Origin of the sequence: Streptomyces sp. NPDC048106, from assembly GCF_040706415.1 — a bacterium.
GTDB lineage: Bacteria > Actinomycetota > Actinomycetes > Streptomycetales > Streptomycetaceae > Streptomyces.
Map to the genome: position 1 here is coordinate 247,578 of NZ_JBEZND010000006.1, position 23,480 is coordinate 271,057.

At 71.4% G+C, this 23,480-nt stretch carries 20 protein-coding genes and 1 tRNA gene; 9 read left to right on the forward strand and 12 right to left on the reverse strand.

Annotation, left to right across the window (positions count from 1 at the left end):
- Window positions 1-3: 3 nt before the first annotated feature.
- The 6 genes from pknB to AB0927_RS08950 form a co-directional block, all read right to left on the reverse strand.
- Window positions 4-1,983, reverse strand: coding sequence for a Stk1 family PASTA domain-containing Ser/Thr kinase (gene pknB, locus AB0927_RS08925; protein WP_366666831.1), 1,980 nt, complete (start codon window positions 1,981-1,983; stop codon window positions 4-6).
- A 170-nt stretch (window positions 1,984-2,153) separates the two neighbouring features.
- A complete protein-coding gene (locus AB0927_RS08930; RefSeq protein ID WP_366666833.1) occupies window positions 2,154-3,629 on the reverse strand; it encodes a penicillin-binding protein 2 in 1,476 nt (491 codons plus the stop codon).
- The gene (locus AB0927_RS08935) at window positions 3,626-5,065 is read right to left on the reverse strand and encodes an FtsW/RodA/SpoVE family cell cycle protein (RefSeq protein ID WP_366666834.1); all 1,440 of its coding nucleotides are present in this window, start codon (window positions 5,063-5,065) and stop codon (window positions 3,626-3,628) included. Before AB0927_RS08935 ends, AB0927_RS08930 begins: the two co-directional genes overlap by 4 nt.
- Window positions 5,066-5,092: 27 nt before the next feature.
- Complete coding sequence (locus AB0927_RS08940) at window positions 5,093-6,664, reverse strand: Stp1/IreP family PP2C-type Ser/Thr phosphatase (protein WP_366666835.1); 1,572 nt, start codon at window positions 6,662-6,664, stop codon at window positions 5,093-5,095.
- A 140-nt stretch (window positions 6,665-6,804) separates the two neighbouring features.
- The gene (locus AB0927_RS08945) at window positions 6,805-7,335 is read right to left on the reverse strand and encodes an FHA domain-containing protein (RefSeq protein ID WP_366666836.1); all 531 of its coding nucleotides are present in this window, start codon (window positions 7,333-7,335) and stop codon (window positions 6,805-6,807) included.
- A 10-nt stretch (window positions 7,336-7,345) separates the two neighbouring features.
- Window positions 7,346-8,227, reverse strand: a complete 882-nt coding sequence (locus AB0927_RS08950) for a DUF3662 and FHA domain-containing protein (protein WP_366666837.1) — start codon at window positions 8,225-8,227, stop codon at window positions 7,346-7,348.
- A 722-nt stretch (window positions 8,228-8,949) separates the two neighbouring features.
- Between AB0927_RS08950 and AB0927_RS08955 the strand changes: the two genes are divergently transcribed.
- The 6 genes from AB0927_RS08955 to AB0927_RS08980 all read left to right on the forward strand — a co-directional run bounded on the left by AB0927_RS08955 (window position 8,950) and on the right by AB0927_RS08980 (window position 14,598).
- Window positions 8,950-9,033, forward strand: a tRNA-Leu gene (locus AB0927_RS08955).
- Between the two features lie 306 nt (window positions 9,034-9,339).
- Complete coding sequence (locus AB0927_RS08960) at window positions 9,340-10,785, forward strand: MFS transporter (RefSeq protein ID WP_366666838.1); 1,446 nt, start codon at window positions 9,340-9,342, stop codon at window positions 10,783-10,785.
- A 139-nt stretch (window positions 10,786-10,924) separates the two neighbouring features.
- A complete protein-coding gene (locus tag AB0927_RS08965; protein WP_366666839.1) occupies window positions 10,925-11,434 on the forward strand; it encodes a MarR family winged helix-turn-helix transcriptional regulator in 510 nt (169 codons plus the stop codon).
- Window positions 11,435-11,678: 244 nt separating this feature from the next.
- Complete coding sequence (locus tag AB0927_RS08970) at window positions 11,679-13,130, forward strand: DUF2252 domain-containing protein (RefSeq protein ID WP_366666840.1); 1,452 nt, start codon at window positions 11,679-11,681, stop codon at window positions 13,128-13,130.
- A gap of 276 nt (window positions 13,131-13,406) precedes the next feature.
- Entirely contained in the window at window positions 13,407-14,219 is an 813-nt protein-coding gene (locus AB0927_RS08975) for a hypothetical protein (protein ID WP_366666841.1), read from the forward strand.
- A gap of 49 nt (window positions 14,220-14,268) precedes the next feature.
- Window positions 14,269-14,598: a rhodanese-like domain-containing protein gene (locus AB0927_RS08980; protein WP_366666897.1), complete on the forward strand. Its 330-nt coding sequence runs from the start codon at window positions 14,269-14,271 to the stop codon at window positions 14,596-14,598.
- 110 nt (window positions 14,599-14,708) lie between these two features.
- On the opposite strand, the gene paaE is transcribed toward AB0927_RS08980, so the two are convergent.
- From paaE to paaA, 5 genes are read right to left on the reverse strand one after another with little or no spacing between them, the layout of a single operon-like run.
- Window positions 14,709-15,767, reverse strand: a complete 1,059-nt coding sequence (paaE, locus tag AB0927_RS08985; protein WP_366666842.1) for a 1,2-phenylacetyl-CoA epoxidase subunit PaaE — start codon at window positions 15,765-15,767, stop codon at window positions 14,709-14,711.
- Window positions 15,767-16,315, reverse strand: coding sequence for a 1,2-phenylacetyl-CoA epoxidase subunit PaaD (paaD, locus tag AB0927_RS08990; RefSeq protein ID WP_366666843.1), 549 nt, complete (start codon window positions 16,313-16,315; stop codon window positions 15,767-15,769). Before paaD ends, paaE begins: the two co-directional genes overlap by 1 nt.
- Window positions 16,309-17,040 carry a 1,2-phenylacetyl-CoA epoxidase subunit PaaC gene (gene paaC, locus AB0927_RS08995; RefSeq protein ID WP_366666844.1) on the reverse strand — a complete coding sequence of 244 codons (732 nt, stop codon included), beginning with the start codon at window positions 17,038-17,040 and terminating at the stop codon, window positions 16,309-16,311. Before paaC ends, paaD begins: the two co-directional genes overlap by 7 nt.
- Window positions 17,037-17,324, reverse strand: a complete 288-nt coding sequence (gene paaB, locus AB0927_RS09000) for a 1,2-phenylacetyl-CoA epoxidase subunit PaaB (RefSeq protein WP_366666845.1) — start codon at window positions 17,322-17,324, stop codon at window positions 17,037-17,039. Before paaB ends, paaC begins: the two co-directional genes overlap by 4 nt.
- Window positions 17,321-18,355 (reverse strand): 1,2-phenylacetyl-CoA epoxidase subunit PaaA, encoded by a 1,035-nt coding sequence (paaA, locus tag AB0927_RS09005; protein WP_366666846.1) that lies wholly within the window; start codon window positions 18,353-18,355, stop codon window positions 17,321-17,323. Before paaA ends, paaB begins: the two co-directional genes overlap by 4 nt.
- 378 nt (window positions 18,356-18,733) lie before the next feature.
- Here paaA and AB0927_RS09010 point away from each other — a divergent pair, with 378 nt between their 5' ends.
- From AB0927_RS09010 to AB0927_RS09020, 3 genes are read left to right on the forward strand one after another with little or no spacing between them, the layout of a single operon-like run.
- Window positions 18,734-19,675: a DUF5819 family protein gene (locus tag AB0927_RS09010; protein ID WP_366666847.1), complete on the forward strand. Its 942-nt coding sequence runs from the start codon at window positions 18,734-18,736 to the stop codon at window positions 19,673-19,675.
- On the forward strand, window positions 19,672-20,886 hold the full coding sequence (locus AB0927_RS09015; protein ID WP_366666848.1) for an HTTM domain-containing protein: 1,215 nt from the start codon (window positions 19,672-19,674) through the stop codon (window positions 20,884-20,886). The genes AB0927_RS09010 and AB0927_RS09015 overlap by 4 nt, the downstream gene beginning before the upstream one ends.
- Complete coding sequence (locus AB0927_RS09020; protein ID WP_366666849.1) at window positions 20,883-21,635, forward strand: TrmH family RNA methyltransferase; 753 nt, start codon at window positions 20,883-20,885, stop codon at window positions 21,633-21,635. The genes AB0927_RS09015 and AB0927_RS09020 overlap by 4 nt, the downstream gene beginning before the upstream one ends.
- Window positions 21,636-21,712: 77 nt before the next feature.
- Here the strand turns inward: AB0927_RS09020 and paaN are convergent, their stop codons facing one another.
- Complete coding sequence (gene paaN, locus AB0927_RS09025; protein WP_366666850.1) at window positions 21,713-23,404, reverse strand: phenylacetic acid degradation protein PaaN; 1,692 nt, start codon at window positions 23,402-23,404, stop codon at window positions 21,713-21,715.
- Between the last annotated feature and the right edge of the window lie 76 nt (window positions 23,405-23,480).

The following is a 23,480-nucleotide window of genomic DNA, read 5'->3' on the forward strand; positions in this document are numbered from 1 at the left end:
CGGTCAGCCGTTGACGCCACCGAAGATGTTGGGGCCGCCATTGCCGCCGCCCGCGCCGGCGGTGACCACGTCGATGGCCTGGCCCTGGTTGACCGGGGTGCCGGGCGGCGGGTTCGACGTGATGACGAACGCGTTGTCGTCGTTCGGGCCCTGGGTGATGTTGCCGAGCGAGAGGCCCGCCTGGGCGAGCATCTGCTTCACCTGGCCGAGCTTCTTGCCCTGGATCTGCGGGACCGGGACCTGTCCGCCCTGCACCTTGCCCACGTTGACCGCGATGGGCGTGTTCTTGGAGACCTGCTGTCCGGCCTGCGGGTTGGTCGCGAGGACCTTGCCGTCGTCGTCCGGGTTGTTCGTCGGCTGGTCGTTGCAGGTCGGCACCAGGCCCATGCCCTGCAGCTCCGCCTTGGCCTCGTCACAGGACTTGCCGATGACGTCGCTCGGCACGGTGACCTTCTCCTCCGCCTTGGCGACGGTGAGCGTGATCGTGGTGCCCTTCTGCTGGCCGACGCCCGCCTGCGGGTCCTGGTCGGTGACCACGCCCGGGGTCTGGGTCGACACCACGTCCTTGCGCTGGACGTCGAAGCCCTTCTCCTTGAGCTGGGCCTCGGCCTGGTCGTACTGGATGCCCCGGACGTCCGGCACGGTCACCTTGGGCGCGCCCGTGGAGATCACCAGGTGGATGGTGTCGTTCTTGTTCACCTGCGTGCCCTTGACCGGGTCCTGGGTGCACACGAGGCCCTTGGGCTGGCTGTCGCAGGGCTTGCGGCCGGTGACGTCGACCTTCAGATCGACGTTGTCGGCGGTGGTGCGGGCCTGCTTCTCGGTCTCGCCGACGAGGTTGGGCGCCGGGACGGTGCTGTCACTCGGTTTGCCGCTGAACGCGTACTTGCCGATCAGGATGGCGCCGATCAGCACCAGGACACCGGCGACGATCAGCAGGATCGTGGAGGTGTTCGCCTTCTTCGGCTGCTGGCGGCGCCGGTCCGGGCGTTCGTCGTAGCCGAAGCCGCCGTCGTCCGAGTTCATCGGCGGGAGCATGGTCGTGGCGGCCGCGGGCGAGTCCGGGCGCAGCGCGGTGGTCGCATGGTCGTCGCCGTAACCGGCGTAGCCGACCGCGCCCATGGCGGCGGTGGCGCCGACCGGCTGGCCGTCCAGGCACGCCTCGATGTCGGCGCGCATCTCGTCGGCCGACTGATACCGGTAGTTCGGGTCCTTGACCAGCGCCTTGAGGACGATCGCGTCCATCTCGGGGGTGATCTCGGGGTCGAAGACGGAGGGGGCCTGCGGCTCCTCGCGGACGTGCTGGTAGGCCACGGCCACCGGGGAGTCGCCGACGAAGGGCGGACGGACGGTCAGCAGCTCGTAGAGGAGGCAGCCCGTGGAGTACAGGTCGGAGCGGGCGTCGACCTGCTCGCCCTTGGCCTGCTCCGGGGAGAGGTACTGGGCCGTGCCGATGACCGCCGCGGTCTGCGTCATCGTCATGCCGGCGTCGCCCATCGCACGGGCGATGCCGAAGTCCATCACCTTGACCTGGCCGTTGCGCGTCAGCATGACGTTGGCCGGCTTGATGTCGCGGTGGACGATGCCGTTGCGATGGGCGTACTCGAGGCCCTGGAGGATGCCGATGGTCATCTCCATGGCGCGCTCCGGCAGCAGCTTGCGGCCGGAGTGCAGCAGCTCACGCAGGGTGGAGCCGTCGACGTACTCCATCACGATGTACGGGATGGAGACCCCGTCGATGTAGTCCTCGCCGGTGTCGTAGACGGCGACGATCGCGGGATGGTTGAGCGAGGCGGCCGACTGGGCCTCCCGGCGGAACCGGGCCTGGAAGGACGGGTCGCGCGCGAGGTCGGCGCGCAGCGTCTTCACCGCCACGGTGCGGCCGAGCCGGGTGTCATGCGCGAGGTAGACCTCGGCCATGCCACCACGGCCGAGCACGTGGCCCAGCTCGTACCGGCCGCCGAGGCGACGCGGCTCTTCCATAGCTACCTACCAGCCCTCTCCGTCGGTCTCGGCCGTCACACCGGATGTGCGCCGAGGCTGCCGTCCGGGCCTACGGTACCCGGCTCGCTTTGTATGACCTGGCCAAGCCCGGAACCCGATATCGGACCGGTATCGCAACGTGCGTCGTTGTGAAGGGGATGTGATGGTCGTCACTTCTTGGAGTTGATGACCGCCTCCATCACGTTCTTCGCGATCGGCGCGGCCAGGCCGCCGCCGGAGATGTCGTCACGGTTGGCGTGCTCGTCCTCGACCACCACGGCCACGGCCACCGGGGAGCTGCCGTCGGCGAGCTTGGCGTAGGAGAGGAACCAGGCGTAGGGGTTGGCGCTGTTGGCCACGCCGTGCTGGGCGGTACCGGTCTTGCCGCCGACGGTGACGCCGGGGATCCGGGCGTTGGTGCCGGTGCCCTTCTCGACCACGGTCTCCATCATCGACTGCAGGATCTGCGCGTTCTGCGGCGTCAGCGGCCGGCTCATCTCCTGCGGCTTGGTCTTCTCCACCGGGTCGAGGTTGGAGGCCTCCAGCTCGTCCACCATGTACGGCTTCATCAGCTTGCCGTCGTTGGCGACCGCCGAGGCGACCATGGCCATCTGGAGCGGGGTGGCGGCGGTGTTGTACTGGCCGATGGAGGACAGCGCGGTCTGCGAGGTGTTCATGTTGTCGGAGAACACGGACGCGTTGGAGCGCACAGGGGTGAACTGCTGCGCGTCGAAGCCGAACTTCTTCGCCTCCGCCAGCATCTTGTCGTTGCCGAGGTCGGCGCCGATCTTGCCGAAGACGGTGTTGCAGGAGTACTGGAGCGCGACCCGCATGGTGGCGTTCTTGCAGGGGATGTTGCCCTCGTTGTTCAGCGGGGTCGTGGTGCCCGGCATGATGTAGGGCAACGGCGAGTCGGTCGGCTGGTCGGCCGAGGTGTACTTGCCGTTCTCCAGCGCCGCGGCCGCGGTGACGATCTTGAAGGTGGAACCCGGCGGGTAGGTCTCGCGCAGCGCCCGGTTGAGCGTCGGGTCGGCCGGGTCGTTCTCCTTCAGCAGCTTGTTCCTGGCCTTGGCGTCGTCGTTGGTGTTCCCCGCGAAGGTCGAGGGGTCGTACGACGGGTAGGAGGCCAGGGCCAGGATCTTGCCGGTGGCCGGGTCGAGCGCGACGACCGCGCCCTTGCCGCCCTGGGCCTTGAGGCCGTTGTACGCGGCCTTCTGCGCGGCGCCGTTGAGCGTGGTGACGACGTTGCCGCCCTGCTTCGGCTTGCCCGTGATCATGTCCAGGGTGTTGCGGAAGAAGAGCCGGTCGTCGTTGCCGGTGAGGATGTCGTCGTCCAGGTTCTCCAGCTGGGTGCCGCCGAAGGCCTGGGAGGAGTAGCCGGTCACCGGGGCCCACATGGGCCCGTTCTTGTAGGTCCGCTTGTACTTGAAGTCGCCGTGCTTGAGCTCGACCGAGCCGGTCACCGGGTTGCCGTCCACGATGATGTCGCCGCGTGGCGCGGAGTAGCGCTCGATGGCGACCCGGCGGTTCAGCGGGTCGCTGCGCAGCGTGTCCGCCTTGACGTACTGGAGGTAGTTGTCGCGGACGAGCAGGGCCAGGACGAGCAGACCGCAGAAGATCGCGATCCGGCGCAGGGGCTTGTTCATGACGGGCGGACCACCTGGGTCATCTCGGCGTCGGGGTTGGCTGCGGGGGCGGGTGCCGGGCGGCGGGCGGTGTCGCTGATCCGGATCAGGACGCCGATGAGCGCCCAGTTGGCGATCACGGAGGAACCGCCGTACGCGAGGAACGGCATGGTCATACCGGTCAGCGGGATGAGACCCATGACACCGCCGGCCACCACGAAGACCTGGAGCGCGAAGGCGCCGGAGAGGCCGATGGCGAGCAGTTTGCCGAACGGGTCGCGGGCGGCGAGGGCGGTGCGCACGCCGCGTTCCGCGATCAGGCCGTAGATCAGCAGGATCGCCATGAGGCCGGCCAGGCCCAGTTCCTCGCCGAAGGTGGCGAGGATGAAGTCGGAGTTGGCGGCGAACTTGATCAGCTCGGAGTGGCCCTGGCCCCAGCCGGTGCCGAGGGTGCCGCCGGAGCCGAACGCCCACAGGGCCTGCATGGCCTGCTCGGAGTGGCCGCCGACGCCCTGCTGGGAGAGCTTGTACTCCTTCAGCGGGTCGAGCCAGGCCTGCACACGCATCTTCACGTGCGACTCGAAGCTCGCCACGCCGACGGCGCCGACCGCGGACATCAGCAGACCGAAGACGATCCAGCTCGTCCGCTCGGTGGCGACGTACAGCATGATCACGAACATGCCGAAGAACAGCAGCGACGTACCGAGGTCGGTCTCGAAGACCAGGATCACGATGGACATCGCCCAGACCACGAGGATCGGGCCGAGGTCGCGGCCGCGCGGCAGGTAGAGGCCCATGACGCGGCGGCTGGCGAGGGCCAGCGCGTCGCGCTTCACCATCAGGTAGCCGGCGAAGAAGATCGCCAGCACGATCTTGGCGAACTCACCGGGCTGGATGGTGAAGCCGCCGACCGAGATCCAGATCTTGGCGCCGTAGACGTTCAGACCGAGGCCCGGGACCAGCGGGAGCAGCAGCAGGAGCAGCGCGACCACCATGGAGATGTAGGTGTAGCGCTGGAACGTGCGGTGGTCCTTGAGGAAGTACAGGACGGCCACGAACAGGGCGATGCCCATGGCCGTGTACATGAGCTGGTTGGTCGCCTTGCCGCCCGCCACATGGAGCTGCTGGAGCGCCTTGGACTGGTCGAGCCGCCAGATGCAGACCAGGCCGAGCCCGTTGAGCAGGGTGGACAGCGGCAGCAGCAGCGGGTCGGCGTACGGGGCGAACTTCCGTACGACGAGGTGGGCCACGCCGGCCAGCAGGCCGAGGCCCAGGCCGTAGCTCAGCAGGCCTGCGGGCACCTTGTTGTCGATGGCCAGGCCCACGTTGGCGTAGGCGAACACCGGGATGAGCACCGCGAAGATCAGCAGGGCCAGCTCGGTGTTGCGGCGGCTCGGCGCGCCGATCGCGCCGATGGTGGACGTGTGGTGCGTCGGCGAGTTAGTCGTACTGCTCATCGTGTGACAGGGCCTCTCACGGCTTGCCTACTGCTTACCGCACAGCGAGACGACCTTCTGCTCATCCTCCGAGAGGGTGGGGCCGGGGCTGGGGGTCGCGGACGGGGTCGTGGACGAAGACTTCGAGGATCCCGCGGTTCCCGGGGAGGACGGGGACGTCTTCGGGTTCGTGGTCGCGGTCGTCTGGGTGAACGCGGTACGGGTCGCGGTGCCGGTGGCGCTGCCCGCGCTGGTCTTGGTGCCGCTGGTCTTGCCCGTGTGCGGCTTGGCCGGCTGGGTGCGCTCGGCGTCCTGGCGCTCGGTCTCCTTCTTGCAGGCGGAGGCCTGCACGGCCAGCTCCTGGATCTTCGACTGGGCGTCCTTGAGGCCGCCCTCGGCGATCGTCGCCTTGACCTGCTTCTGCTGGTACGACGGCAGGTACTTGAGTTCGATCTCGGGGTGGTCCTTCTGCATCTTCGACAGCGACACCCAGGCCAGGTCCTGGCTGATCCCGCGGTACAGCGCGACGTGCTCCTCGTTGGCGCCGACGTAGTACTGCGTCTGCGTCCAGCGGTAGCCGCCGTAGAGGCCGCCGCCGATCACCGCGAGGGCGAGGGCGCTGTAGAGGGAGGCCTTCAGCCACTTGCGGCCCTTGCCGCGCTTGGTGAAGTCGCCGTCGGCGTAGTCGTCGAAGCTGCCCGCCGGGGCGTAGCCGGTGGCGTCACCGGAGCCGGGCGGGCCGAACTCGCCGCCGCCGTGACCCTGCCGGCCCAGGTGGGAGGCGCGTCCCGCCGGGGTCTGCATGATCCCGTTGTCGTGCAGGTGGCTCTGGTTCTCGGCGACCGCGCCGACCACGACGGGCTGGTCGGACAGCTGGCCCGCGAGGGTGTCGCCGGTGTCCAGGTCGAGCACGTCGGCCACGATGACGGTGATGTTGTCCGGGCCGCCGCCGCGCAGCGCGAGCTGGATCAGCTCCTGCACGGTCTCCTGCGGGCCCTGGTAGCTGGCGAGGGTCTCCTCCATCGTCTGGTGGGAGACGACGCCGGACAGGCCGTCGGAGCAGATCAGGTACCGGTCGCCGGCGCGGACCTCGCGGATGGACAGGTCGGGCTCGACGTGATCGCCGCTGCCGAGGGCGCGCATCAGCAGCGAGCGCTGCGGATGGGTGGTCGCCTCCTCCTCGGTGATCCGGCCCTCGTCCACGAGCCGCTGCACCCAGGTGTGGTCCTGGGTGATCTGGGTGAGCACCCCGTCGCGCAGCAGATAGGCGCGCGAGTCGCCGACGTGCACCAGGCCGAGCCGCTGGCCGGTCCACAGCAGCGCGGTGAGCGTGGTGCCCATGCCTTCGAGCTGGGGGTCCTCCTCGACCATGGAGCGCAGCTGGTCGTTGGCGCGCCGCACGGCCACGCCGAGGGAGGTGAGGATGTCGGAGCCGGGCACGTCGTCGTCGAGGCTGACCAGGGTGGAGATCACCTCGGAGGAGGCGACCTCGCCGGCCGCCTGGCCGCCCATGCCGTCGGCGATCGCGAGCAGGCGGGGGCCGGCGTAACCGGAGTCCTCGTTGCCCTCGCGGATCATGCCCTTGTGCGAACCGGCGGCAAAGCGCAGTGACAGACTCATGCGCACCTCGCCCGTCGGCTCCGAATGCAGCCGGTCGTGTCGAGCCACACTGCCCACCCTCCGGTCGGGAGCGCGCCGGGGACCGGAAGGCGGTCCGCCGCCGCGTGCTCGCTCCGCTCGCGCTCACTCATGATGTCGCACTACTTCCGCAGCTCGATGACGGTCTTCCCGATGCGGATCGGCGCGCCCAGCGGGATCGGCGTGGGGGTCGTCAGCCGGGACCGGTCCAGGTAGGTGCCGTTGGTCGACCCCAGGTCCTCGACGATCCACTGGCCGTCGCGGTCGGGGTAGATCCTGGCATGGCGGCTGGAGGCGTAGTCGTCGTCCAGCACGATCGTGGAGTCGTGCGCCCGGCCGAGCGTGATGGTCTGGCCCTGGAGCGCGACGGTGGTGCCGGTCAGGGTGCCTTCGCTCACGACCAGCTTGGTGGGAGCGTTGCGGCCGCGTCGGCCGCCGCCGCCCTGCTGGCCGCGCTGCTGCGGGGGCGCGGCCTGCTGCCGGGCCTGACGTCCGCCGGCGGGCTGGGCCCGCCCGGCCTCCCTGCGCGATCCGCGCTGGGTGACGCGCGTACCGAACAGGTCGCTGCGGATGACCTGCACGGCCACGATCACGAACAGCCACAGTACGGCCAGGAAACCCAGCCGCATGACCGTGAGGGTCAGCTCTGACATTGCCCCCGCTTCACCCTTCGGCTTGCCTATAGATAACGGTGGTGCTGCCCACGACGATCCGCGAGCCGTCGCGGAGCGTAGCGCGGGTGGTGTGCTGCCCGTCCACCACGATGCCGTTGGTGGAGCCGAGGTCCTGGATCGTCGAGGGCGTTCCGGTCCGGATCTCGCAGTGCCGGCGGGAGACGCCGGGGTCGTCGATCCGCACGTCGGCCTCGGTGCTGCGGCCCAGCACCAGGGTCGCCCGGGAGATCTGGTGGCGGGTGCCGTTGATCTCGATCCAGTAGCGGGTGCGTCCGCCGCTCATCGGGGCGGCCGCGGGGCGCTGGGTGGCGGGCTGCGGGTAGCCGTAGCCGCCGGGGCGGGCGCCGGGCGGCGGGGCGGCGGGCATGGGGGGCGCGCCGGCGGGCATGGCGGGCGGGTAGCCGTAGCCACCCTGTCCCTGCGCGCCTTGTCCGGCCTGGCCGGAGCGGCCGGCGGGCGCGGGGCCCTGCCCGGCCGGGCCCGCCTGCTGGTTGCTGGAGGAGGCGAGGGTGCGCGAGCGCACCCGGTAGAGCCCGGTGTCCAGGTCGTCGGCCTTCTCCAGGTTGACCTTGATCGGGCCCATGAAGGTGTAACGCTGCTGCTTCGCGTAGTCACGCACCATGCCGGCCAGCTCGTCGCCGAGCTGCCCGGAATAGGGGCTGAGGCGCTCGTAGTCGGGCGCGCTGAGCTCCACGATGAAGTCGTTGGGTACGACGGTGCGGTCGCGGTTCCAGATGGTCGCGTTGTTGTCGCACTCCCGCTGGAGCGCGCCGGCGATCTCCACGGGCTGGACCTCGGACTTGAAGACCTTGGCGAAGGTGCCGTTCACCAGACCTTCGAGACGCTGCTCGAACTTCTTCAGGACTCCCATGGGGCACCTCCTCCGTCCCTTGTCGGTTCCTGCCCTGCTCTGTGTGGTGCGTGTGGTGCGTGGTGCTTGTGGTGCCTGTGGTGCTCTCTGCGTTGCCTTGCCGGGTACCGCTGGTACTGCTTACTGATCGTATCCACGCCCCCGGCAAACAGCCGGTTCCCCCAGCCGCTCCGCTTCCAACTCCTCCCCGGCATGGATCGTAGGGCCGGGCGAAGACCAGTGTCCCGCACCCGGACCCGCACCCGTCCCCTCTCCTGGAGAGATGCGGGGTACCGGTACGAGGTTGATACCTGAACCGGGACTCCTTGATACGCGCTGAAGCGGCGAGATGCTGTGCGGATGGTCACGGGTGTGGGGACGGTCACGGTGCGGGAGGGGTGAGTCGGGAGGGGGCGGGGGTGGTGCGGGGTGGTGGGGGGTGGCGGTGGCGGTGGGGTCTTCGGGGGTGCGGGCGGGGTGCGGTCGAGGCTCGGGCGGAGGTGGTCGGGATCGGGCGGGGTTCGGGCGGAAGCGGTCGCGGTCGGGTGCCGGGCCCGCGGGGCGGACGCGGTGGGTCTGGTCGAGGGCTGGTCGGTGGCCGGTCGTGGGCTGGTCGAGGCCCGGTCGGCGGCCGGTCGTTGGCCGCGAGGAAGGGATGTGAACCCACCCCGTACGACGTGCTAATGTTCTGCATGTCGGAAGGGGCCAGCCCGAAAGGGCCGAAACCGGAAGACACACCCAATGCGCGGGTGGCGGAATAGGCAGACGCGCTGGATTCAGGTTCCAGTGCCCGAAAGGGCGTGGGGGTTCAACTCCCCCCTCGCGCACAGCGGGAATGGGCGGTATCGCGATAGCGATGCCGCCCATTCCTCTTTTTTGCGTTCTTACGCTCACGCGTTCGTTCACACGTTGTGGTGCCTGTCTCCGGGCTTCCGGTGCGGCCAACGGGCCGTGTGAGGAAGCTCTCAGGGGCAGGATCACCTGAACCCCGTCGCAACGTCCGCTGTGGTGAGGCGAGTTAGTGGTCCTGCCCTGAGGTTCTTCGCTCTGGTGAGGGCAGCCTCGGTCAACCGCTGATCCCCGGACATTAGGACGCCGGCAAAGTATTTCGGTGTCCGATGTAATCTGGGGGTATGGCCACCGACACGCGACCGCGGCCGTCCGTTCGGCGCGGACTCGCCCTGCTCACCGCGGAGCGGCCCCGCCCGGAGGCCATCCGCTCGCGTCCGAACGGCTGGTGGCTGGCCGTGGGCACGGTGTGCTTCGGCGCGTTCATGGGCCAGCTGGACGCCAGCATCGTCACCCTCACCTACGGTGGCCTGCGCACCGGCTTCCACGCCTCGCTCGCGGCCGTCGAGTGGGTCTCGCTGGCCTATCTGCTGGCCCTGGTGGCGCTGCTGGTGCCCGTGGGGCGGCTGGCCGACGCCCACGGCCGCAAACTGCTCTACCTGTACGGCTTCGCCGTCTTCACCCTCGCCTCCGCGGCCTGCGGCTTCGCGCCCTCGCTGGGGTCCCTCGTGGCCTTCCGCGTCGTCCAGGCGGCCGGCGCCGCCATGATGCAGGCCAACAGCGTGGCGCTGGTGACCACCAGCGCGCCGCGCGAGCGGATGCGATGTGCGCTCGGGGTGCAGGCCGCCGCGCAGGCCCTGGGGCTGGCCCTGGGGCCGACGGTCGGCGGCGCCCTGGTGTCGACGCTGGGCTGGCGCTGGGTGTTCTGGGTGAACGTGCCGGTCGGCGTCGTCGCGCTCGTCGCCGGGCACTACCTGCTGCCCCGCACCCGGGCCCGTACCCGGGTCACCCGCTTCGACTGGCCGGGGCTCCTGCTGCTGGCCGTGGCCACCACCGGTGCCCTGATGGGGGTCTCCGCGGCCTCCGGGCTGCCGGTGCCCCGCTGGGGCGTGGCCGCGCTGTTCGTGGTCGCGGCCGTGGCGGGCCGGGCCTTCGTCCGGCGCCAGCGGCGGGCGGCCGCGCCCCTGCTCGACCTCGCCCTGCTGCGGATACCGGCGGTGGCGTACGGCCTGGTGGGCGCCCTGAGCGGCTACCTGGTGCTGTTCGGACCGCTGGTCCTGGTGCCCGTCGTGCTCACCGCGCGGGGCGGGTCCGAGCTGACCGCGGGGCTGGTGCTCACCGCCCTGCCGGCCGGGTTCGCGCTGGCCGCGACCGGGGGCGACCGGGTGCTGCCGCGTGGCCTTTCGGACCGGGGGCGGTGCCTGGCCGGGGCGGGCGTCCTCACCGTGGCGATGGCCGCGCTGCTGGTCGTCCCCCCGGGTATCGGCGAGCTGGTGCCGCTGCTCGCGGTGACCGGGCTGGGGCTGGGGACGTTCACTCCGGCCAACAACGCGCTGATCATGGGCGCGATACCCGCGCGGGTGTCCGGGACAGGCGGCGGGCTGGTGAACATGACGCGGGGGCTGGGGACCGCGCTCGGGGTCGCGTTGGTCACGCTCGCGGTGCAGGTGGGCGGGACGGGGGGTGACGAGGCCCTGCGGAGCGGGACCCGGTGGGCCGCCGTCGTTCTTGTGGTGGCGTCGGCGGTGGCGGTGGTGGCGGCGTGGGCCGGTCCGCGGGAGGGTTCGTAGGTGTGCCTTTGGGGTGCGGCTCGTGTCGATGTCGGGGTCGGTGTCGGTGCCGGTGCCGGTGCCGGTACTGGTACTGGGCGGTCGTCCGGGCTCCGGACGGCCCGGCCTTCCGCGGAGGCCGCCCGGCTACCCTTTCCGCATGTCCGCGCAGCCACGCCCTGACGTCTCCGCGCCCGGCCCCGCCGCCCAGGCGCCCGAGGCCCGTCTGCTCACCGAGGCCGTCACCCGGCTGCGCCGCGCGCTGCGTTCGTCGATCCGCACCGACTATCCGTGGGAGACGCTCCCCATGGCGCAGGTCGAGCTGTTGCAGGTGCTGGGCGAGCACTCGCCCGCACGGATCAGCGACCTCGCCGCGCGCCGGCGCCTGGCGCCGAGCACGGTCAGCGGGCTGATCGGTCAGATGATCGGCGCGGGGCTGGTCGCGCGGGACGTCGACGCCGCCGACCGCCGTGCCTCCGTCGTCACCCTCACCGACGCGGGCCGCGAGAAGCTCGCGGCCTGGACCACGGCACACGAACGCCGCATCGACGCCGCGCTCGGCGCCTTGGACGACGACTCGCGCAGGGCCATCGGCAACGCCCTGCCCGCGTTGTTCCGGCTCGCGGAGAACCTGGGCGGGGAGGCGGGGGAGGGCCGGGCGGAGCGGTGAACTCGGCGCGTCGGCGCTGAAGTCGGCGGTGACGAAGTGCTGTTCGTCTTCGCCGGGTTGTCCGTCTTCGCCGGGGTGTTCGTCTCCGCGGGGTGCTCGTCTCCGTTGGGTTGTCCACAACTGCCGGGTTGTCCACAGGGGCTGACGCGGTTTTCGGCACCGGTTGTACGGTCGTGCCGAGTTGATGTCCGTGTCGATGCGTACGGGGGAGGCGGTCGCTGTGGCCGGGAGCGGTGCGGGCGTGATGAGTGAACCGCGGCAAGGGGAGCACGCGGAGCAAGGGGAGGACGGGGAGCAGCGGGAGCGTGGCGCGCGCAGGTTGCCCCGGGTGCGTGGGTTCGCCGCGTGGCCGCGGCAGGGTTCGCCCAAGGAGGAGGGCAAGGCCCTGCGGGCGAGCGTGCCGCGCCGTGCCCACGGCGTCTTCGGGCCGGACGCCGGCCGTCCGGACGCGGTGCGTGCCGTCGTCGACTCCAACGCGGGCCGGATACCGGAGCTGACCCCGATCCGCGTCGGCCGGATGGCGGCCACCCCCTTCGCCTTCCTGCGGGGTTCCGCCGGCCTCATGGCGTACGACCTGGCGCGCACCCCCGTGACAGGGATAGGCACCCAGATCTGCGGCGACGCGCACGCCGCCAACTTCGGCCTGTACGGCGACGCCCGCGGCGGCCTCGTCATCGACCTCAACGACTTCGACGAGACCGCGCACGGCCCCTGGGAGTGGGACCTGAAGCGGCTCGCCACCTCGCTGGTGCTGGCCGGTCGCGAGGCGGGTGCCGACGAGGACACCTGCCGTGCCGCGGCGCGGGACGCGGCCGGCGCCTACCGCCACACCATGCGGCTGCTGGGGAAGCTTCCGGTGCTGGACGCGTGGAACGCCATCGCGGACGAGGAGTTGGTCTCCCACGCCGACGCCCACGACCTGCTCGGCACCCTCCAGCGGGTCTCGGAGAAGGCACGCGCCAACACCAGCGGCCGGTTCGCGGCGAAGTCCACCGAGCCGCACCCGGACGGCGGCCGGCGCTTCGTCGACGCCTCGCCGGTTCTGCGCCGGATACCGGACCGTGAGGCCGCCGCGGTCGCCGCGTCCCTGGAGGAGTACCTGACGACCCTGCCCGACGACCGCCGGCCCCTGCTCGCCCGGCACACGGTGCACGACGTGGCCTTCCGCGTGGTCGGCACCGGCAGCGTCGGCACCCGCTCGTACGTCGTCCTGCTCCTCGACCACCGCGAGCATCCGCTGGTCCTCCAGGTGAAGGAGGCCCGCCCCTCCGCGCTGGTCCCGCACCTGGCCGCCGCCGGTTTCGAGACCCTGCCGGTGGCGCACGAAGGCCGCCGGGTCGTGCTCGGGCAGCAGCGGATGCAGGTGGTCAGCGACACCTTGCTGGGCTGGACCACGGTCGACGGACGGTCTTTCCAGGTACGGCAGTTCCGCAACCGCAAGGGCAGCGTCGACCCCGCCGCCCTCGCCGCCGACCAACTCGACGACTACGCCCGCATGACCGGCGCCCTCCTGGCCCGCGCCCACTCCCACAGCGTCGACCCCCGCCTGATCGCCGGCTACTGCGGCAAGAACGAGGACCTGGACAACGCCGTCGCCGCCTTCGCCGTGACCTACGCCGACCTCACGGAATCCGACCACTCGGCTCTGGTCACGGCGATACGGACCGGCCGCATAGCGGCGGAGCTGGGCATATAGGGAGACGCCGCGGATTCGCCAGGGGAGCCGAGCGCGGTTCCTCGGGGGCGCGGGGCTCTCCTGGTACGGGGCTGTGCCGCGTGGGCGCGACCGTCCGCCACGGACCCCCGTCCGCCACGGACCCCGCCCGGCGGCGGACCCGCGCCCGGCGGCGGACCCGCGCCCGGCGACGGACCGGTGCCCCTGGGGTGCCTCAGGCTCCCGTCGCCGGCACCGGACCGGCACCGTCCCCTCCACCCCCGGTCCGAGCCGGGCGCAGCGACTACGCTGGGGCGCGTGACCACCCCGGAAGCCGAACAACCCCACGCCCCCCGCCCCGAGGCGCGGCTCGAACAGGCAGTACGGGCCGCCGAGCAGGCGTTGATCGAGTACGAGATCGCCGTGGAGACCTTCCGCGTCGAGGTCGAGAACTTCTCCCGGCTGCACGAACAGCGACTCGGCCCGCTCTACCTGCGTCTCGAGGAACTGGACGCCGAGATCGCCGAGGCGACGGCCGCCCGCACCGGTGACCCGGAGGACGTACGCCGAGCCGAGGAGGCCCGTGCCAACGTCCTGCCGATCCCCGGCGTCGAAGAGCTGATGCACGGCTGGATGGACGGCCACGGCCTCTATCCCGAGGCCGCCGCCATGCTCACCGATCAGGCGGTGCGCCCCCCGGAGCGGGTGCGGCCCAGCGAGGAGGCCCGCAAGCTCTACCGCGAGCTGGCCCGCAAGGCCCATCCCGACCTGGCGCAGGAGGAGAACGAGCGCACCCGGCGAGAGGAGTTCCTCACCCGCGTCAACGCCGCCTACGCCCGCGGCGACGAGAACCTGCTCAGGGAACTGGCCGAGGAGTGGGCGGCGGGACCGGTACCGCCCGAGCGGCGCCCCAGCCCCGCCGAGGAGCTCTACGCCCGCCTCGAATGGCTCTCCCAGCGCAAGGAACTGCTCAACCTGGTCGCCCGCGAACTGGAGGACGGCGCCATCGCCGGCATGCTCCGCCTCGCCCCGGACGACCCCGACGCGCTGCTGGAGGAGATCGCCGACAAGCTCCGCGCCGACATCACCCGGCGGGAGGCGGAGCTGGCCGCGCTGCTGGGGCAGGGCTGAACCACGCCCGACGTCGGGTAGCGTCGGAGACATGAATTTCGGAGCTGGTGTGCCCACGGTCGGTGTCGCGGACCTCAAGGACGACGACTTCCTGCTGGACGTCCGCGAGGACGACGAGTGGCAGGCGGGCCACGCCGAGGGAGCGCTGCACATCCCGACCAGCGAGTTCGTGGCCCGTTACGGCGAGCTGACCGAGGCCGCCCCGCAGGACGGCCCCGTCCACGTGATCTGCCGCTCCGGCGGCCGGTCCGCCCAGGTCACCATGTATCTGGTCCAGCAGGGCATCGACGCGGTGAACATCGACGGCGGCATGCAGTCCTGGGCCGCCGCGGGCCGCCCCGTGATCACCGACGACGGCCAGCCGGGCCACGTGATCTAGCCCCGCCCGCCGAACGCCCTCCGCAGCCGCGGCGCGCAGGGAGGGGAAGGGACCCGCTGCGGTCCTTTCCCCGCAGTGCGTTCCCCGCAGCGCGTCCTGCGGTGCGTTTCTCAGCGGTCGAAGTCCAGCTCCACCTGTTCGGTCAGCGGATGCGACTGGCAGGCCAGCACGTATCCGGCGTCCGTCTCCTCCTGCTCCAGGGCGAAGTTGCGGTCCATGCGGACCTCACCGGAGACCAGGAAGGCCCGGCAGGTGCCGCAGACCCCGCCCTTGCAGGCGTACGGCGCGTCGGGACGGTTGCGCAGCACGGTCTCCAGCAGGGACTCGCCCTCCTGCGCCTGCCAGGTGCCACCGCGTCCGTCGAGCCGGGCGGTGACGGTACTGTGCGCGGCCGCCGATGCGGTGCCCGCCGCGGTGGGACCCGAGTCGACGTGGAAGATCTCCTGGTGGATCCGGGCACGGTCCACGCCCAGCCCGTGCAGCGCCCCCTCGGCGCCCTGCACCAGCCCGTAGGGCCCGCACAGGAACCATCCTGCCACCCGCTCCACCGGCAGCAGCGCGGGCAGGAGTCCGGCGAGGCGCTCCCGGTCGAGCCGGCCGGAGGGCAGGCCCGCCTGCTGCTCCTCCCGGGAGAGCACGGTCACCAGCTGAAGCCGCTCGGGGTAGCGGTCCTTCAGGTCGGCGACCTCCTCCAGGAACATCGTGGAGGCGGCCGTACGGTCCCCGCGTATCAGACAGAACCGGGCCTCGGGCTCCCTCGCCAGCAGGGTGGAGACGATGGACAGCACCGGGGTGATGCCGCTGCCGCCGACGATCGCCGCGTACAGCCCCGGCGCCGGCTCCAGGGTGAAGCGGCCGGCCGGGGTCATCACCTCCAGCTCGTCCCCGACGTTGATCTCCTTCAGCGCGTAGGTGGAGAAGGCGCCGCCCTCCACCAGCCGCACCCCCACGCGCAGGCTGCTCGGGCCCTCGGTGTCCGGGGCGGGGGAGCAGATCGAGTAGGTCCGCCGCACCTCCGTGCCGTCCACCCGGCGCCGCAGCGCGAGGTGCTGGCCGGGTGCGTGCCGGTACTCCGCGCGCAGCTCGGGCGGGACGGTGAGGGTGAGGGCGACGGAGTCGTCGGTGAGCCGGTCGACCGCGGCCACCTGGAGCGGGTGGAAGCGCGCCATCACAACTCCTTGAAGTGGTCGAACGGTTCGCGGCAGGACAGACAGCGGCGCAGTGCCTTGCACGCGGTGGAGGAGAACCTGCTCAGCAGCTCGGTGTCGGCCGAGTCGCAGTGCGGGCAGTGGACCGGCTCGGCCTCGGTGGCCTCGGTGGCCTCGGTGGTGTCGTCGGTGCGGGTCGGGCCGAGGGTCAGCGATATGGGACCGGAGGCCTCGCGCACCCGCGGGGGAGCTATGCCGAACTCCCGCAGCTTGCGGCGGCCTTCGGGAGTGATGTCGTCGGTCGACCAGGCGGGTGTGAGCACGGTGCGGACCGAGACCTCGCGCAGGCCGTGCTCCCGCAGGGCCCGTTGGATGTCGAGGGACATCGCCTCGATGGCCGGACAGCCGGTGTAGGTGGGGGTCAGGTCGACCTCGGCGGCGTCGGTGCCGCGCAGGCGCACCGCACGCACCACGCCCAGTTCATGGAGCGTGAGCACCGGAAGCTCGGGGTCGGGGACCGAGCCGGCCAGCTCCAGCAGCTCCGCCTCCAGAGCGGTGGCGGTCACCATGACGCCCCCGGATGACTGCGGTGCAGATGCTGCATCTCGGCGAGCATCCGGCCGAAGGACTCGGTGTGGATGCCCTGGCGGCCGGCGCCCGCCGACCAGGCCCCGATGCGGGGCCCCTCGGGGACGGTCAGGGTGGCCCGGTCGAGCACCCGCGTGACCGACTCCAGCCAACGGGACTCCAGGCCCGCCCAGTCGACGTCCAGGCCCTCCACGGGCTGGAACATCTCCCCGGTGAACCGCCACAGCGCGTCACAGGCGCGCCGCATCCGCTCATGGCTGGTCTCGGTGCCGTCGCCGAGGCGCAGGGTCCACTGCTCGGCGTGGTCGCGGTGGTAGGCGACCTCCTTGACCGCCTTCGCGGCCAGCGGGGCGAACGGACCGTCCCCGGCGGCGAGTTCGGCGTGCAGAAGGTGCTGGTAGGTCGAGAAGTACAGCTGGCGGGCGATGGTGTGGGCGAAGTCGCCGTTCGGCTGCTCGACCAGCTGGAGGTTGCGGAAGGACCGCTCCTCGCGCAGGAAGGCCAGTTCGTCCTCGTCGCCGACCAGGGACAGCAGCACCCGGGCCTGGCCGAGCAGGTCGAGGGCGATGTTGGCGAGAGCGACCTCCTCCTCCAGGGCGGGGGCGTGCCCGGCCCACTCCCCCAGGCGGTGGGAGAGCACCAGGGCGTCGTCGCCGAGCGCGAGCGCGGCGGTCACCGGGACGGTGGCGGGGCCGGTGGCGGTCACAGGTGCTTCACCCCTTCCGGGATCTCGTAGAAGGTCGGGTGCCGGTAGGGCTTGTCGGCGGCCGGCTCGAAGAAGGGGTCCTTCTCGTCCGGCGAGGACGCGGTGATCGCGGCGGCCGGGACGACCCAGATGGAGACGCCCTCGCCGCGGCGGGTGTACAGATCGCGGGCATTGCGCAGCGCCATCTCGGCGTCGGGCGCGTGGAGGCTGCCGGCGTGGGTGTGGGAGAGGCCGCGCCGGGAGCGCACGAAGACCTCCCACAGGGGCCAGTCGGTGGTGCTCATGCTCGCTTTGCTCCCGTCGTCTCGTGTCCGGCGGCTTCCGCGCCGCCGGTGTGCTTGGCCGCGTGGGCGGCGGCCGCTTCCCGCACCCACGCGCCCTCGTCATGGGCTCGTCTGCGCTGGGTGAGGCGCTGTTCGTTGCACGGCCCGTTGCCCTTGAGGACCTCCCAGAACTCCGTCCAGTCGATCCGGCCGAAGTCGTAGTGCCCCCGCTCCTCGTTCCACGTCAGGTCCGGGTCGGGGAGGGTGAGGCCCAGGGATTCGGCCTGGGGGACGCAGATGTCGACGAAGCGCTGGCGCAGCTCGTCGTTCGAGTGGCGCTTGATCTTCCAGGTCATCGACTGGGCGGAGTGCTGGGACTCGTCGTCGGGCGGCCCGAACATCATCAGCGAGGGCCACCACCAGCGGTCCACCGCGTCCTGTGCCATCGCGTGCTGTTCCGGGGTGCCCTGGCTCAGGGCCAGCAGCAGCTCGTAGCCCTGGCGCTGGTGGAAGGACTCCTCCTTGCAGACCCGCACCATGGCGCGTGCGTACGGGCCGTAGGAGCAGCGGCACAGCGGGACCTGGTTGGTGATCGCGGCGCCGTCCACCAGCCAGCCGATGGCGCCGACGTCGGCCCAGGTCAGCGTGGGGTAGTTGAAGATCGAGGAGTACTTCTGGCGGCCGCTGTGCAGCTTGTCGAGCAGTTCGTCCCGGCTGGTGCCGAGGGTCTCCGCCGCGCTGTACAGATACAGGCCGTGCCCCGCCTCGTCCTGGACCTTGGCCATCAGGATCGCCTTGCGGCGCAGGGAGGGCGCGCGGGTGATCCAGTTGGCCTCCGGCTGCATACCGATTATCTCGGAGTGCGCGTGCTGAGCGATCTGGCGGACCAGGGTCGCGCGGTAGGCGTCGGGCATCCAGTCGCGCGGTTCGATGCGCTCGTCGGCGGCCACGGCCGCGTCGAAGGCGCGCTGGTGTTCCGCCGGGTCCCCGGCGGTGTTCCGGGCGTCGTCCGCCTCCGGGCGGGCCGTGCGCTGCGCGGCTGCTGTGGCCATGCGATCCCCCTGACCTCGGGTTCTGCGGTGGGACTCTCCCGACCGATCGTTCGGTCCGTGTGCGTCAATGGTGTGCCGGGCCGCCGGACAGTGTCAACCGCTGTGGAAAACTCCGCGCGGAACCTGTGGACGAGCCGAACTTGTGGACGAGCGGAGCCCGCGGACGAGCGGTGTTCATGGACGAAGCGTGTGGGGACAGAAGCGTCCGGCCCCGGGGCTGCGCTCGCGGGCCGGGGCTGAGTACCGTTCCGTGCATGTGCCGCGATGGGCGTCCGTGAACCGTTCGGTGCCTGTGCCGGGCGGCCGTATCGGATGGGCCGGCGGGGATGACCTGGTGGGCCGACCTACGACTGAGCCGGAATTGGGGGACGGGGCGGAATGGACGCGTACGACGAGGACCCGGGGGCCGTGCGCGGCCCGGACGGGTCGGCCGGGGCGCGTCCCCCGGAGAAGCCGGACGAGCCGGACAGAACGGAGAGATCCGGGATCCGGCCGGACACCTCGGAGAGGTCCGAGAGCCATCCGGATACCTCGGAGAGGCCCAGGAGGCATCCGGACGCCTCAGAGGGGTCCGAGAAGCAGGGCGGGGAACCGACGCACGAGGACTCGACGGACGAGGACTCGACGGACGAGGACTCGACGGGCGCGGACTCGATGGCCCAGGAGCCGCCCCGGCGTGGGCTGGCCGCCCTCTCTCCCCGCTACCAGGTCGTCGCCGCGCTCGCGGTCGCCGCGATCGTCGTCGGCGTCGGTGTGCATCTGCTGATGGTGTTCCTCAGCGTCGCGCCGCAGAACACGGTGTCGAAGCAGCACGGCAAGGCCGTCGAAGAATGGGTCTTCCCGGAGTTCGAACAGAACTGGAAGCTGTTCGCCCCCAACCCGCTCCAGCAGAACGTCGCCGTGCAGGTGCGGGCCGACGTGCGGATGAAGGACGGCAGCGTGCGCACCACCGGCTGGACCGACCTCTCCGCCCAGGACGGCGCGGCCATCGTCGGCAACCCGGCGCCCAGCCACACCCAGCAGAACGAGCTGCGCCGCGCCTGGGACTTCCTCACCGCGACGCACACCGCGGACAACCGTCCCGTCGGCATGCGCGGCGCCCTCTCCGAGGAGTACCTGCGCCGGATCGTGGTGATGCGCCTGTACCGCACCGATCCCACCAGCGAGCTCGGCGTCATCCAGCGGGTGCAGGTCCGCTCCTGCACCCTCAATGTGCAGCCCCCCTCGTGGAGCCATGAACAGGTGTCCGACAAGCCCATGTACCGCGTGCTGCCCTGGTGGACGGTGAGCGCCGACGAGGCCGCCGGAGGCGTGCGGTGAACCAGGTCTCCCAGGCACTGTCGCGCGGGCTCGCCCGTATCACCGAGGCGGCCCTCGGGCCGTACCAGAGCGCCGTGATCCGGATCGGCTTCGCCGGGACCTGGCTGCTCTTCCTGCTGCGCGAGTTCCCCCACCGCCAGGAGCTGTACGGCCCGAACGGTCCCTGGGACTGGAGCATGGGCCGGCGGCTGATCGAGGACAACCACGCCTTCACGGCCCTCATGTGGTCGAGCGGGCAGTTGTGGTTCGAGTGTTTCTACGCGCTCGCGATCCTCGCCGCCGCCGCGCTGCTGCTCGGCTGGCGCACCCGTACCGCGTCGGTGCTGTTCATGGTGGGTGTCCTGTCGCTGCAGAACCGCAGTGTCTTCATCGGCGACGGCGGCGACAACGTGCTGCACCTGATGGCCATCTACCTCGTGTTCACGCGCTGCGGGCAGGTGTGGTCCCTCGACGCGCGGCGGACGGCGCGCGTCGGGCGGGCCCCCGCCGACCGGCTTCCCATCGACCGGGTCGGCCCGGTCCTGTGGGCGGTCCTCGGAATCGCGCTGGTCACGGTGACGGCGACCGGCCGGCTGTTCGGCAACGCCTGGCTGATCCCCGTCCTGCTGTGGACGGTGTGGGTGGCGCTCGGCCTGTGGTGGCTGGTCCAGCGCCGGGCGCGCTCGGCCGAGCCGCGGATCCTGCTGGACGTGATCGCCAACGTCCTGCACAACGGTGCCCTCGTGGTGATCATGGCCGAGGCGTGCCTGATCTACGCCACGGCCGGCTGGTACAAGATCCAGGGCTCGCGCTGGCAGGACGGCACCGCCGTCTACTACCCGCTCCACCTGGACTACTTCACTCCCTGGCCCGGTCTCGCCGGTCTGATGTCCGCCAGCGGCACCATCCTGATGATCGTGGCGTACGGCACCGTCATCGTGCAGGTCGCCTTCCCCTTCACCCTGCTCAACCGGCGGGTGAAGAACGTGCTGCTGGTGCTGCTGGTGCTGGAGCACTCCGTGATCGCGGTCGTCCTCGGCCTGCCGTTCTTCTCGCTGGCGATGATCAGCGCGGACGCGGTCTTCCTGCCGACCTCCTTCCTGCGCCGGATCGAGTCCTTCCTCGCCCGCGCGCGGGGACGGTTCGTCGAGAACGACGGCGGAGACGGGTCGGTGCCCGCGCCTCGCACCCCGGAGGACAGCACGCCCGGCCGCGTAGGGTTCACGGCATGACCGACTCCTTGACCCGCTGGCGCGAGCACGCCGCCTCCGCCGTGCTGCTCGACGGCTTCCACGCCCTCAAGCACGCGCTGCGGTTCGGGGCCGAAGTGCCGGTGGCGGTCACCACCGACCGGCGGGCCGCGCTCGCCCTGGCCGAGGAACTGGCCGGGGACGTGCGGGGGACCCTGGACGGGCTGCTCACCGAGGTGCCCGAACAGACGTACGCCGCGCTCGTGGCGCGCCCGCATCCGACGGGGGTCGCCGCGCTCGCCGTACGGCCCTCACGCGCGGCCAATCTGGACGCGCTCGCCCGGATGCCGCGCACCGCCCCCGTGGTGGTCCTCGACAACCCCCGCAACCTCGGCAACGCGGGCGCCGTGATCCGGCTGGCCGCCGGTTTCGGGGCGACCGGTGTGGTCACCACCGGCACGCTCGACCCGTGGCATCCCACGGTGGTGCGCGGCGGCGCGGGCCTGCACTTCGCGACCGCCGTGGAGCGCCTCGGCGCCGACGAGCTGCCGCCCGGCCCGCTGTTCGCCCTGGACCCGGAGGGCGAGGACATCCGGGGCACCGAGCTGCCCGACGACGCCGTGCTCGCGTTCGGCTCGGAGCGCACCGGCCTCTCGGCGGAGGTACGCGCGAGGGCCGATCATCTGCTGCGGCTGCCGATGCGCCCCCAGGTATCCAGCTACAACCTCGCCACCAGCGTGGCGATGACGCTGTACCACTGGAGCGCCGCCGCGGGCGCGCCCGCCGCCTAGGCTCTGTCTTTCGGTAGCTTCGCGGCCGTCGGGAGAAGAAACCTCCTCTCCCGACCTTTTCGCTTTCTGGCCCGTTCCTAGCCCTCCCGGCGCACCTCGACCACCCGGAACCGGTTCGCCACGAAGGCGCCGTCGCACAGGGCCGCGTTCGCCGCCGGGTTGCCGCCCGAGCCGTGGAAGTCGGAGAAGGCGGCGGTCTGGTTCACGAACACCCCGCCCGTGAGGTTGAAGGACAGCTGGGCGGCCTCCTCCAGGCAGACCTCCTCGATGGCCCGCTCCACCTCGCCGTCGGTGGTGTACGCGCCGACCGTCATCGCGCCCTTCTCGCGGACCGTGCGCCGCAGCAGCTCCACCGCGTCGGTCACCGAGCCGACCGCGACGGCGAAGGAGACGGGGCCGAAGCACTCGCTCATGTAGGCGGCCTCGGCGTCCGGCTTGGCGCCGTCCAGCTTGACGATCACCGGGGTGCGCACCACCGCGCCCGGGAACTCCGGGTTGGTGATCTCCCGCGAGGCGAGGCCGACCTCGCCGAGGCCGGCCGCGGCCTCCAGGCGGGCCTTGACGTCGGGATTGACGATCGCGCCCAGCAGCGCGTTGGCCCGCGCGTCGTCCCCGAGCAGGCCGTCGACCGCGCGGGCGAGGTCGGCGGTGACCTCGTCGAAGGTCTTCGGGCCCTGGTCGGTGTGGATGCCGTCCCTCGGGATCAGCAGGTTCTGCGGGGTGGTGCACATCTGGCCGCTGTACAGGGACAGCGAGAACGCCAGGTTGGACAGCATGCCCTTGTAGTCGTCCGTGGAGTGCACGATCACGGTGTTGACGCCGGCCTTCTCCGTGTAGACCTGCGCCTGGCGGGCGTTGGCCTCCAGCCAGTCGCCGAAGGACGTCGAACCGGTGTAGTCGATGATCCGGATCTCCGGGCGGGTCGCGAGGGCCTTGGCGATGCCCTCGCCGGGGCGCTCGGCGGCCAGGGCGACCAGGTCGGCGTCGAAGCCGGCCTCGGTGAGGACCTCGCGGGCGATCCGCACGGTCAGCGCGAGCGGGAGCACCGCGCGCGGGTGCGGCTTGACCAGGACCGCGTTGCCGGTCGCCAGGGAGGCGAACAGGCCCGGATAGCCGTTCCACGTCGGGAAGGTGTTGCAGCCGATGACCAGGCCGATGCCGCGCGGGACGGGCGTGAAGTTCTTGGTCAGCACCAGCGGGTCGCGCTTGCCCTGCGGCTTGGTCCACTCGGCGGCCCCGGGGGTGCGGACCTGCTCCGCGTACGCGTACGCCACCGCCTCCAGGCCGCGGTCCTGGGCGTGCGGGCCGCCGGCCTGGAACGCCATCAGGAAGGCCTGGCCGCTGGTGTGCATGACGGCGTGCGCGAACTCGTGCGTCCGGTCGCTGATGCGCTTGAGGATCTCCAGGCAGACCACGGCCCGCACCTCGGCGCCCGCGTCCCGCCACGCCCGCTGCCCGGCCTTCATCGCGGGCAGCAGCACGTCCAGGTCCGCGTGCGGGTAGCTCACGCCCAGCTCGATGCCGTACGGCGAGACCTCACCGCCCACCCAGTCGTCCGTGCCCGCCTGGCCGAGGTCGAGGCGGGTGCCCAGCAGGGCGTCGAAGGCGGCCTTGCCCGCGGCGGCGTCCAGGCTGCCGTGCTCGCCGTACGCCTTGGGGTGCTCGGGGTGCGGGGACCAGTACGCGCGGGTGCGGATCGCTTCCAGGGCCTGGTCGAGAGTGGGCCGGTGCTTCGCGATCAGCTCGGGGGCGGTCAGTTCGGCGGCCATGCGGGACCAACTCCTCGTCTGGAGAACTCGCCTTCGAGTTCAGGACCTGGCAGAAAGAGCAGCGGAATGGGACGGT

Excerpts from the sequence above, each read along its gene's own strand:
- paaN (WP_366666850.1), bottom strand. The coding sequence starts at position 23,404 with ATGGCCGCCGAACTGACCGCCCCCGAGCTGATCGCGAAGCACCGGCCC.
- paaB (WP_366666845.1), bottom strand. The coding sequence starts at position 17,324 with ATGAGCACCACCGACTGGCCCCTGTGGGAGGTCTTCGTGCGCTCCCGG.
- AB0927_RS08970 (WP_366666840.1), top strand. The coding sequence starts at position 11,679 with ATGAGTGAACCGCGGCAAGGGGAGCACGCGGAGCAAGGGGAGGACGGG.
- AB0927_RS08960 (WP_366666838.1), top strand. The coding sequence starts at position 9,340 with ATGGCCACCGACACGCGACCGCGGCCGTCCGTTCGGCGCGGACTCGCC.
- AB0927_RS09020 (WP_366666849.1), top strand. The coding sequence starts at position 20,883 with ATGACCGACTCCTTGACCCGCTGGCGCGAGCACGCCGCCTCCGCCGTG.
- pknB (WP_366666831.1), bottom strand. The coding sequence starts at position 1,983 with ATGGAAGAGCCGCGTCGCCTCGGCGGCCGGTACGAGCTGGGCCACGTG.
- AB0927_RS09010 (WP_366666847.1), top strand. The coding sequence starts at position 18,734 with ATGGACGCGTACGACGAGGACCCGGGGGCCGTGCGCGGCCCGGACGGG.
- paaD (WP_366666843.1), bottom strand. The coding sequence starts at position 16,315 with ATGGTGACCGCCACCGCTCTGGAGGCGGAGCTGCTGGAGCTGGCCGGC.
- AB0927_RS08945 (WP_366666836.1), bottom strand. The coding sequence starts at position 7,335 with ATGTCAGAGCTGACCCTCACGGTCATGCGGCTGGGTTTCCTGGCCGTA.
- AB0927_RS08965 (WP_366666839.1), top strand. The coding sequence starts at position 10,925 with ATGTCCGCGCAGCCACGCCCTGACGTCTCCGCGCCCGGCCCCGCCGCC.
- paaE (WP_366666842.1), bottom strand. The coding sequence starts at position 15,767 with ATGGCGCGCTTCCACCCGCTCCAGGTGGCCGCGGTCGACCGGCTCACC.
- AB0927_RS08935 (WP_366666834.1), bottom strand. The coding sequence starts at position 5,065 with ATGAGCAGTACGACTAACTCGCCGACGCACCACACGTCCACCATCGGC.
- AB0927_RS08930 (WP_366666833.1), bottom strand. The coding sequence starts at position 3,629 with ATGAACAAGCCCCTGCGCCGGATCGCGATCTTCTGCGGTCTGCTCGTC.
- paaA (WP_366666846.1), bottom strand. The coding sequence starts at position 18,355 with ATGGCCACAGCAGCCGCGCAGCGCACGGCCCGCCCGGAGGCGGACGAC.
- AB0927_RS08940 (WP_366666835.1), bottom strand. The coding sequence starts at position 6,664 with ATGAGTCTGTCACTGCGCTTTGCCGCCGGTTCGCACAAGGGCATGATC.
- AB0927_RS08950 (WP_366666837.1), bottom strand. The coding sequence starts at position 8,227 with ATGGGAGTCCTGAAGAAGTTCGAGCAGCGTCTCGAAGGTCTGGTGAAC.